3 protein-coding genes and 2 pseudogenes are annotated in these 11,781 nt (G+C 60.6%); 3 read left to right on the top strand and 2 right to left on the bottom strand.

The features are described 5' to 3' along the window. Positions 1-477 (top strand): calcium-binding protein (locus PMI31_RS22495; protein WP_008020985.1); only part of this gene is annotated, 477 nt, incomplete at its 5' end. Positions 478-676: 199 nt separating this feature from the next. Here PMI31_RS22495 and PMI31_RS30855 read toward each other — a convergent pair. Continuing rightward, positions 677-880 (bottom strand): hypothetical protein, encoded by a 204-nt coding sequence (locus PMI31_RS30855; RefSeq protein WP_043302573.1) that lies wholly within the window; start codon positions 878-880, stop codon positions 677-679. A 32-nt stretch (positions 881-912) separates the two neighbouring features. Between PMI31_RS30855 and PMI31_RS31450 the strand changes: the two are divergent. Next, positions 913-1,092: pseudogene (locus tag PMI31_RS31450) on the top strand (hypothetical protein); the annotation flags it as partial. Between the two features lie 219 nt (positions 1,093-1,311). On the opposite strand, the pseudogene PMI31_RS31105 reads toward PMI31_RS31450, so the two are convergent. Beyond that, positions 1,312-1,605: pseudogene (locus PMI31_RS31105) on the bottom strand (type I secretion system permease/ATPase); the annotation flags it as partial. A 674-nt stretch (positions 1,606-2,279) separates the two neighbouring features. On the opposite strand from PMI31_RS31105, the gene PMI31_RS22475 reads away from it, so the two are divergent. After that, positions 2,280-11,781 (top strand): peroxidase family protein (locus PMI31_RS22475; protein ID WP_008020977.1); only part of this gene is annotated, 9,502 nt, incomplete at its 3' end.

Raw genomic sequence — 11,781 nt, 5'->3', positions numbered from 1 at the left:
ACCGACCTTGGGGACGTGGTGAGCGAGCTCGCCGGTGCCGGCATCGACACGGTGTGGACCTCGCTCGCGAGCTACACGCTGGGTGCCAACGTCGAGAATCTGTTCTTTGGCGGCACCGGCAACTTCTTGGGCAGCGGCAACGAGCTCGACAACGTGATCGTGGGTGGTGCGGGTAATGACGTGCTCATCGGCGGCGCGGGTAACGACACGCAGGTCGGCGGCGCCGGCAACGATATCTTCGTGTTTGGCCCGGGCTTCGGCAACGATGCGATCCTGAGCTTCGGCGCCAATGCGGCCGCAGGGCAGGACCTGCTCAATATCACGGCACTGGGGATCACCAGCGTGACCTTCGCTGCCAACGTGAGCATCGCGGCTGATGGGGCGGACACGGTGGTCGGGATCGGGGCGGACTCCATCCGCCTTGTCGGTGTCAGCAGCGCGGCCGTTGATCAGACGGACTTCATTCTGGCCACTTGAGGTCCTGGTCAGTACTGTCGCAAGAGGGCGGAACAGAAGAAGGGAGGGCAATGGATGCCCTCCCTTTCTCTTTCCACTCAATTGCCTCATGAATGCATTCGCTGTGGGAATTCAGGGAGGGCTGAATCGACCAGGGTTTTGCAGCGATAGCGATGGTCATGACGTTGCGAGCTGCTCTCGCATAATCGGAGACGCTCTTCTATTTTTCCGGCGTGAAATAGCTCTTTTCAATAGCTTTGCGGGTCGAGGCAATGATTTCCTTGCGAGTTCGTTCTTTCTCGACTGCTCGGGACAGGACTGGCGTTCCCACACATTGAGCGATGACGGCCCATGCCGCATCAGGGCTACCGAGACGATCGGCCCAGGCTTTCTGTATTTGCTTCAGGCCTTTTTCGACGGCCACCCGTACCCTCCGGTTCGGCGCGCGCATTCTCCCTGCTGAACCGTGCCGCAGGCATCAAGCAATTGACCGACATTGATTCGATCTTCCGCGAGCCGGTGCTGGATGATCGTTCTGCCTTCAATCGGGCGGCGGAGGTGGTCAAGAGCATCGACGGTCTCAGTGAAACCCATCAAGAGCTGGAGACAGCACGCGCGCAGCAGAAATCGCTCAAGCAGTCCTGGTTGCCGCCGTTTCCCCTCACACGACGATACGAGCCTGATCGAGACTCGTTGATTCAACTCGGAGAGTGATTGGCTCTCACCCCCGGTGTAGCCAGCAATGAAATCCAGCGTTGGCCAGTGGCCGGCCCTGGCGCGCTTCACTTCTTCTTCGGCGAGGTCGCGGCGAGCGGCCGACTCGTCGATGTCGGTGATGGTGCCGGCCCCCGGTTTGCGCCGGTTGAGGTCCATGTCGAGGCAGTTGTCGACCCTGATCAGCACGCGGGTGCGGACCATTTCCAGCGTGGACATCGGCAAGAACAGTCCAACCGCCAGGACCGTCTACATCGCCAGCGTCGTGACGTTGCGACTGACCAGGGCTGGATCATGGACCTGCAGCCTATAAACGGCTGGCGTCAACATCATGACGTTTATGACACCGCTGAACCCTGTCAGCGAGTAAAAACTGCGGCGCATGCGAACGAGCGCGTCGGCCAGTTCGGAACGGATGCTCGACTGCTTGGGCATGTTGATCCTCCCACTTCGAAAAGCCGGTTGCCCTTGTGGCACAACGGCTAACGGTCAATGTAGTTCCTTGAACAGCTTATGGACACGCAGGCTGGTCGCTCTATGAATGGCGGGTCTTCCGAAATCGCTGCGTTGCTCCCTTATGCAGCAGCGTAGGTGGTGGAGTAGCCATTCGAAATAACATTTCGCTCTATACCTGCACTCAACAGCCTATATATCTTTTAAAAACAGCTAGTTGCGAGGTCAAAATACCAGTCGTCTGTTTTAGCGACGTAATATTGACAAAGATTTGCTATGGAACTTTAGTCTTAGTTATCGGGGGCCCCGCCCGCCTGAAGCTTGCCATCGCTTTGGCAACGCAAGGCGCGGTGATTTCCCGGAGAGGAGCAGACTTATGTCGATCATTTCGTGCTTTTGCAGAGGGAAGGGGCTGTCCAGGACGTTCGCCTTCACTTCCCGATTCCATGACCCGCCCAGGGCTCGAATCCGTTCTGCCTGATCGACCGGCGAGCAATTCACTACGCGAATTCCAGGCGCGTATCCCGGGTCCCGGGTAACGCCAGATCTCTCGCCAAAAAACATAACCAACAAACTGCGCAAGCCAGCACTTGACTTGGCGCGGGCGGATTCTCTCGTCCCGTGCCTTTACCCAAATAGATCGAGGGCAATCCAAAATGGCCAATTTCAACAAGTCGGACCTGGAGTTCATCCTCAAGCAAATCTTCATCGCAGAAGCGAATGCCGACGGCGCAAGCCTCATTGATTTGCTTCCCAACAGCCAGGTGCCATTCGGCCTGCGTACCGTCGATGGCAGCTTCAACAACCTGGTCACCGGCCAGAGTGAGTTTGGCGCCTCGGACAATACCTTCCCGCGCCTGCTTGATCCTTCCTTTCTATCGGCGGATTACGCCGGGACAGGGACGGTGATCGACCCGCAACCACGGATTATCAGTAACCTGATCGTCGACCAGACCGCCAACAATCCGGCGGCGGTCGCGGCCGCAGCGGCCAATCCGGGTTCACAGACTGTCATCAGCCCAGGGCTGGATGGCGTGTTCGGCACGACCGATGACAAGCCAGTATTCTTCATGCCCAACGTGTCGCCGGACGTCGGCCTGACCGCCAGCTTCAACTCGTGGATGACCTTTTTCGGCCAGTTCTTCGACCACGGCCTCGACCTGGTCACCAAGAGCGCTAACGACTTCGTGTTTATTCCGCTGCAGCCGGACGATCCGTTGTTCGACCCAAATAGCCCGACCAACTTCATGGTGCTGCCACGTGCGGTGCGTACCGCCGGCGCGGATGGAACACTTGGCACTGCCGATGATGGCCAGGCCAACACCACCTCGCCGTTCGTCGACCAGAGCCAGACCTACAGCTCGCACCCGTCGCATCAGGTGTTCCTGCGTGAGTACGTCATCAATGCGGCAGGCGATCCTGTTGCAACGGGACGCTTGATTACCAACCGCGATCTCGGCGCCGATGGCAAGTTCGGCACGGAAGATGATGGCAGCGGCGAAAATGGCGGCATGGCGACCTGGGCAGTGGTCAAGGCCCAGGCCCGTGACATTCTCGGCATCAACCTGACTGACGCTGATGTGCATAACGTGCCGTTGCTGGCAACCGATGCGTACGGCAACTTCATCCGCGGGCCGAGCGGCATGCCGCAGGTGGTGATGCACGTCAGTAACGGTGCTGACGGGATTGCCGGGACGACTGATGACGTCATTCAACTGGTCGAAGGCAACCGGGATGCTCCGATCAGTCTGGCCAACGCCGTAAGTACCGGGCATGGTTTCCTTGATGACATTGCCCACAATGCCGCGCCGGTCGTCATCGGTGGGGCCCTGCAGGCGGATGCTGGTGACGCTATCGGCAATGCGCAGCTAACTGACGGGGCCGGTAACAACCTGACCTATGACAACGAACTGCTCGACGCCCACTACATTGCCGGCGACGGTCGGGTCAACGAGAACATCGGCCTGACCACCGTGCACCATGTGTTCCACTCCGAGCACAACCGCCTGGTCCAGCAATCCAAGGACACCATCCTGGCCTCCGGTGACCTGGCCTTCCTCAATGAGTGGCTGGTTGACGACGTGACTGCGATACCGACTACCCCCGCCGCGATCGCCGCGTTGGTGTGGGACGGCGAACGCCTGTTCCAGGCCGCCAAGTTCGGCACCGAGATGCAGTACCAGCACCTGGTGTTCGAGGAGTTCGCACGGACCATTCAGCCGCAGGTCGACGAATTCCTTGCGCCCAATGGGTATGACACCTCGATCAACCCGGCAATTTTCGCCGAGTTCGCCCACGTGGTGTACCGCTTCGGTCACTCGATGTTGACCGAGACCGTCGATCGCTTCGACCCCGAGTTCAATCCGCTCCTCACCAACCCACTCAACCCGGACTCGCAACTGGGTCTGATCGCGGCCTTCCTCAACCCACTGGCGTTCGCCGGCAGCGGGGCGACTGCGGACGAAGCGGCAGGGGCGATCATTCGCGGTGTGACCCGTCAGGTCGGCAACGAGATCGACGAGTTCGTCACCGAAGCGTTGCGCAACAACCTGCTCGGTCTGCCGCTCGATTTGCCGAGCCTGAACCTGGCGCGTGGTCGCGACACGGGCATCCCCACCTTGAATGAGGCGCGCCGTGAGTTCTACGCAATGACTGGCGACAGCCAACTCAAGCCGTACATCAGTTGGGCTGACCTGGCCGAAAACCTCAAGCACCCCGAGTCGTTGGTCAACTTCATCGCGGCCTTCGGTACCCACGAGGCATTGACGGCAGCCGATGTGGATACGATGGTCGAGATGCGTGCGGTCGCTGCTGCCCTGGTGTTTGGCGGCAGCGCGGTGATCAATGCCGGTACGGCCAATGAGCGTACCTTTACCGCGGGTTTAGCGGATCGCCTGGACTTCCTCAACAGTTCGGGCATCTACGCCATGGTCAATGGCGTCACCACCACCGGTGTGGACGACATCGACTTCTGGGTCGGTGGCCTCGCCGAACAGAAGATGCCGTTCGGCGGCATGCTCGGCTCGACGTTCAACTTCGTGTTCGAAACCCAGATGGAGGCGTTGCAGAACGGCGACCGCTTCTATTACCTGTCGCGTACCGCGGGCCTGAACTTCGGCACTGAGCTTGAGAACAACTCCTTTGCCAAGCTGATCATGCTCAACACCGATGTCACCCACCTGGCGAACACCGTGTTCCTGACGCCGACGTTCACCCTCGAAGTGAATCAGGCCACTCAGTTCACCGGCCTTGGCCTGGATAGCCGCGCCGATCCGACGGGCGGCATCATGATCAACGGCGTGGAAGTCGTGCCGCTGGTGATTCGCGACAACCCCGACACCCCCGGTACGGACACCAATTATCTGCAATACACCGGTGAAGACCATGTCGTCTTGGGCGGCACCGCCGGCAATGACATCATCATCTCCGGTGACGGCGATGACACCCTTTACGGCGACGCCGGCAACGACCGCCTCGAAGGCGGTGCCGGGAACGATGCGGTACTGGGCGGCGCGGGCGATGACATCATTTCCGACTCGTTCGGTGACAACCGTCTGGAAGGTAATGCCGGTAACGATGTGATCGTGGTTGGCAGCATGCTTGCTGCAGGCAACCTGATCCTGGGTGGCGATGGCCAGGACTTCATCATCACCACGGAAGACATCACTACCACCTTCGGCGGTCAGGGTGACGACTTCATCCTCGGTGCCAAGACCAACCTGCCACCGACCGGCAACGAAGGTGATGACTGGATCGAAAAGGGCACCCAGGACGGTGCGCCTGGCGACAACTTCTCGCCGTTGCTCAATGACGACGTGATCGGCAACGACATCTTTGTCGGTGGTGGCGGTTTCGACGAAATGATCGGCGAGGGTGGCGATGACATCTTCGTCGGCAGCGATGCCCAGGACAAGATGGACGGCATGTCCGGTTTCGACTGGGTGACCTACAAGAATGACAAGGTTGGCGTGACCGTTGACCTGAGACTGGCCGCGCTGGCGCAACCACACGGCAATGCGCCAAACCAGAATGCCGGGGTGTTCAATCCAGTCGGCGCCTCACCTGCGTCGATTCTCGACCGTTTTGCCGAGGTCGAGGGCTTGTCCGGTTCGAGTTTTGGCGACGTACTCAAAGGCGATGATGTTGACGCGGTCACTATCATCAACCACGGCGGTACCACGGGCAGTGCGCTGACCAATGTCGCGTTGATCCGCGGACTGGACCAGTTCCTGGCCGATGCCGGATTGCCGACCACCGGCTTTGCCACTGGCAACATCATCCTCGGCGGCAATGGCAGTGACCTGATCGAGGGCCGCGGTGGCGATGATCTGATCGATGGCGACAAATGGATCAACGTCAGAATTGCCGTTTATGCCCCTGGTGATGTCAACCATACCGGTCCCGAGATCGCCAGCTTCGACAGCATGGTCGACATGATCCCGTTCATGCTGGACGGCACCTATAACCCTGGTCAACTCAAGGCTGTGCGGGAAGTCATGCCCGGCACCTCGACGGGCGGGGCGGCCTTCGACACCGCCATCTACTCCGGGATTCAGGACGATTATACGGTTTTTGTTGACGACCGCGGCACGGACGATTTGGCGGACGATGTCTATACAGTGATAGACAGCGTAGCGGGTCGCGACGGCACCGATACCCTGCTGCATATCGAACGCCTGCAGTTCGCCGATAACCAGCTAGTGCTGGTGGAGGGACTCAATGCCCAACCGGATGGCAGTCCCACTATCGCGGATGGCAACGGCGGCGCGATCACTGTGGGCGACACGCTGACGGTCAGCGTGGCCGGGGTGCGCGATGACGACAACGTCGCAGCGGGTAATCCGCTGGGCCTGATCACCAACTCCTCGGTGTCCTACATCTGGCAGTTCGAGGCAACGCCAAACAGCGGCGTATTCGAGGACATCATCCTGTTGCCGGCGGGCGACCTGGCGTTCCAAAGCGCCGACGGCACCGCGTTCAAGGTCTCTCCTGACCTCGCCGGGTTGTCGTTGCGGGTCAAGGCGATCTATCAGGACGGTCACGGCACCACGGAGATCCTGTTCTCCGCGCCGACGGCCGTCGTAGCCCCCGGTGCACCGGTCACGCCAACGGCGCCGATACCTGTAGTCGATGCCACCGCGGGCGGCGCGGGCCTTCACATGGTTCGCTCCGACCTCAACTTCATCCTTGACCAGATCAAGATTGCCGAGGCGGATGCGGCCGGTCAGGACATCCTCTCGCTGATCCCGAATATCCGTGCGCCGTTGGGTCTGCGTGCGGTCGACGGGTCGAACAACAACCTGATGAACCTCAACGGCAACAATCACACCGAGTTTGGTGCCGCCGATAACGTCTTTCCGCGCTTGACCGATCCGGTCTTCAATCCGGCCGAAGGTGCTCCTGCCGACTTCTTCGGTCCCGGCTCGCCGGCCGGCCCGGGAACGACGTATCAGCAGACCAGCGGCGCTGTGTTTGACTCGCAGCCACGCACCATCAGTAATCTGATCGTCGACCAGACGTCGAAAAACCCGGCGGCCTATGCCACGGCTTTCGACCCGGGTGCGAACGGGCATCTCGACTTCGGCGTGGTGGGTGCGGGCAATGACGACGTGCTCAAGGATGGCGTACGGATTGTCGCCAGCCCCGGCCTGGATGGTCAGTTCGGTACTGGCGATGATCACGATGTGTACTTTTTCGAGAACACCACGGCGGATGCGGGGTTGTCCGCGCCGTTCAACGCCTGGATGACCTTCTTCGGGCAGTTCTTCGATCATGGCCTGGACCTGGTCACCAAAGGCGGTTCGGGCACCATCTTCATCCCGCTGAAACCGGATGATCCGTTGTTTGTACAAGGCGGCAACACCAACTTCATGGTGCTGAGCCGCGCGACCAACCTGCCAGGGCCGGATGGCATTCTCGGCAACGGCGACGACATCCATGAGCAAACCAACACCACCTCGCCGTTCGTGGACCAGAACCAGACCTATAGCTCGCACCCGTCGCACCAGGTGTTCCTGCGCGCTTATCAGCTGACCGTCAACGGGCCCATAGCGACCGGCAGGCTGATCACCAACCGTGACCTGGGGGGGGATGGCAAGTTTGGTACCGGGGACGATACCGAAATCGGTGGCATGGCGACCTGGAAGGTGGTCAAGGCGCAAGCCCGTGACATTCTCGGCATCAACCTGACCGACGCCGACGTCGATAATGCCCCGCTGTTGGCGACCGATGCCTATGGCAATTTCATCAAGGGGGAACACGGCTTCCCAATGGTCGTGATGAAGGGCATTGACGGTCTTGGCGGCACGCCGGATGACTTCCTTGTCGAAGGTAATCCGGCTGCTCCCGTTGACCTGACCGATGCTGTGCGCACAGGTCACCAGTTCCTCGTCGACATTAACAACAATGCAGTGCCGGTGTTCGACAACCTTGGCGTGCTCGTTCCGGACGCGGATGACATTGCTGGCAACGCCGTGCCGATCGATCCGCTGACCGGAGCCAAACTGACCTACGACAACGAACTGCTGGATGCGCACTACATCGCTGGCGACGGCCGGGTCAACGAGAACATCGGCCTGACCGCGGTGCATGCGATCTTCCACTCCGAGCACAACCGCCTGGTCCAGCAAACCAAGGACACCGTGCTCGATTCGGGTGACGTGGCCTTCCTCAACGAGTGGCTGCTGACTCCGGTGACTGTGTTGCCAGTCAACCCGGATGAGGTCAACGCGCTGGTGTGGAATGGTGAGCGCCTGTTCCAGGCGGCCAAGTTCGGCACCGAGATGCAGTATCAGCACCTGGTGTTCGAGGAGTTTGCGCGGACCATCCAGCCCAACATCGACCTGTTCTTCGCACCGACCCAGGTCTATGACGTTGACCTCGATGCCTCGATCGTCGCCGAGTTCGCCCACACCGTGTACCGGTTTGGCCACTCGATGCTGACCGAGACCGTCGATCGCTACGATACCAACTTCCAAGTGGTGGGCGACGGCAATCCGAATGCCGATGGCAATCAACAGACCGGCCTGATCGCGGCGTTCCTCAACCCGTTGGCGTACGCCACCAGTGGCGTGACGCCAGAGGATGCGACCAGTGCAATCATACGTGGGGTGACGCGGCAAGCCGGTAACGAAATCGACGAGTTCGTCACCGAGGCGCTGCGCAACAACCTGCTCGGCCTGCCGCTCGACCTGCCGGCGCTCAACATCGCCCGTGGCCGCGACGTGGGGATTCCCTCACTCAATGCGATCCGCCGCGACATCTACAGCCAAACTGGTGATACCCAACTCAAGCCGTACACCAGCTGGGTCGACCTGGTGCAGCACCTCAAGCATCCGGAGTCGTTGATCAACTTCATCGCGGCCTATGGCACGCATGGCACGATCACGGCGGCGGCCACGATGGACGGCAAACGCGCTGCGGCGATGATGCTGGTGTTTGGCGATGGTGGTGTTAATGAGCCAAGCGACCGCCTGGACTTCCTCAACAGCACCGGTGCCTGGGCCAACGTAACGCGGGCCGGCAAGGATGGGCAGCTGGGTACTGCCGATGACCTGAAGGGTGTGACGATCACGGGTGTCGATGCCATCGACCTCTGGATCGGCGGCCTGGCCGAACAGAAAACCCCGTTCGGCGGCATGCTCGGCTCGACCTTCAACTTCGTGTTCGAGAACCAGCTGGAAAAACTGCAGGACGGCGACCGCTTCTACTACCTGGAGCGTACCTCTGGCCTGTCGATGAATGCCGAACTTGAAAGCAACTCGTTCGCCAAGCTGATCATGGCCAACACTTCGGTCACGCACTTGCCGGGCCTGGTGTTCTCGGATCCTGGGTTCTATCTGGAAGTGGACCAGGGCAAACAGTTCAACGAGGGCCTGGGCAATGTCGATCCGACTCTCGCGCCCACCGTGCAGGTAGTATTCCGCGACAACCCGCTGACCGTGGGGCTGGACACCAACTACATCAGGTACACAGGTGAAGAGCACATCGTACTGGGTGGCACCAACAACGCAGACATCCTCCTCTCGGGGGATGGCGATGACACGGTCTGGGGTGATGCCGGCAACGATCGCCTCGACGGCGGTAACGGCAATGACCAACTGCGCGGTGGTGCCGGCGACGACATCATCACCGACACCGGCGGCGACGACAACATTCAGGGTGGCGACGGCAACGACGTGCTGCACGGAGGCAACGGCATCAACCTGATCATTGGCGGGTTCGGCAACGACTTCATCGTGACCGGTGAGGACGCCTCCGAAGCCATTGGTGGCCAGGGCAACGACTTCATCCTGGGCAGCAAAGCCAACGAACAGGACATGGGTAACGAAGGCGACGACTGGATCGAGAAGGGCACCTCGGACGGCGCACCTGGCGATAACTTCGATCCGCTCGGCAACGACCCGGTCATTGGCAATGATGTATTCGTCGGCGGCAACGAGAACGATAAGTTCAACGGCGAAGGCGGCGACGACATCATGGTCGGCAGTCTCGGCTTCGGTGACCGCTATATCGGCGGCTCGGGCTATGACTGGGCGACCTTCAAGGATCTCGCCCAGGGCGTGACCATCGATTACAGCGACCGCTTCTTCGATGTTCCAGTGCAGCCGGGTTCGGGGGCTTCGGCACTGGTGCGTTTCGACATCATGGAAGGTCTGTCGGGTTCGTCCCACGGTGACTTCCTGCGCGGTGATAACGAAGATGCGACATCGCTGCCTACCGCCGGTGCAACCGGCAGTGTGCTGACCAACATCAGCCTGATCAACGGCCTGGCGGGTCTGCTGCCAGTCGGAGCGACGTTCTTCGACGGCGGCAACATCATCCTTGGTGGCAGCGGCAGCGACCTCATCGAAGGCCGCGGCGGTGACGACATCATCGACGGTGACAAGTGGCTGAACGTACGCATCAGCGTACGGGAAAACGCTAATGGCACTGGCGCGGAAATCGCCACGTTCAACAGCATGGAGCCAATGGTCCAGGCGATGCTCAACGGTACTTACAACCCGGGCCAGTTGGTCATCGTGCGGGAGATTCTGACCGGCACTGACAACTTCGACACAGCGGTGTTCTCCGGTAATTTTTCGGAGTACAGCGTCGCAGTCGAAGGCAACAGCGTCATCGTGACCGACCTGGTGGCCGGGCGTGATGGCGTCGATCGCCTGACGGGCATCGAGCGTCTGCAGTTCGCCGACCAGGCGCAGCCGTCCGGCGTTGGCACCGCCCTGAACAGCGCTCCTGTGGGGCGTCTGGCGATCCTTGATGCTGCCACCGGTGCGCGTACCGACGCGTCTGTCGCCGGCCAACTGCTGCGCGTCAGCGATCAGTCGGTCCACGACGCGGACAATGTGAGAGCGACCAATCCGACCGGCGCAGTTACAGGTCCCGTGGCTTACTACTGGCAGGTCGAAAACATCCCTGGTTCGGGCGTCTTTGAGGACATCACCTTTTTCGCCGCTGGCGAGGTGTCGCGGGCGACCGGCGCCACCTATCGGGTGGCGGATGATGTCGCCGGTCTGAACATCCGTGTTCGGGCGGTGTATCAGGATGCCAACAGCACGCTGGAGATCGTCGACTCGTCGGGGAACAACTTACCGACTGCCGGGCCGACCATCCTCGGGCTTGCGTTTCCAAACCAGGTGTTGACCGCCGACACGTCGAGCATCATCGACGTCGATGGTCTCAGCAATGCGCTGTTCACCTTCCAGTGGCAGGAGACCAACGGGGTCAGCTTCGTCGACATCGCCGGAGCCACCGCCAGCACGTTCACGCTCGGCCAGGCTCAGGTTGGTGACCAGGTGCGCGTGGTGGTCAGTTACGTGGATGACTTCGGTGTGGCCGAAAGCATTGCGTCCGACGCCACGGCCACGGTGGCCGCCGGTGATGTGTTTGTCGGTACTGCCGGTGTCGACATATGGACCGGCACGGTAGGCGACGACATTGCCAGCGGAGGTGCTGGCAACGACATCCTGAACGGCTTGGGCGGCAACGACCTCCTCAATGGTGACGAGGGTGATGACGTTCTCATCGGGGGCACGGGTGCCGATATCATGGCTGGAGGCGTTGGCGACGATATCTACGAAGTCACCGACTCTGGGGACGTGGTGACCGAGCTCGCCGGTGCCGGCAACGACACGGTCTGGACCTCGCTCGCGAGCTACA

Source organism: Pseudomonas sp. GM55, from assembly GCF_000282395.1.
Taxonomy (GTDB): domain Bacteria; phylum Pseudomonadota; class Gammaproteobacteria; order Pseudomonadales; family Pseudomonadaceae; genus Aquipseudomonas; species Aquipseudomonas fluorescens_CC.
This window is presented reverse-complemented; position numbering and strand designations above follow the sequence as displayed.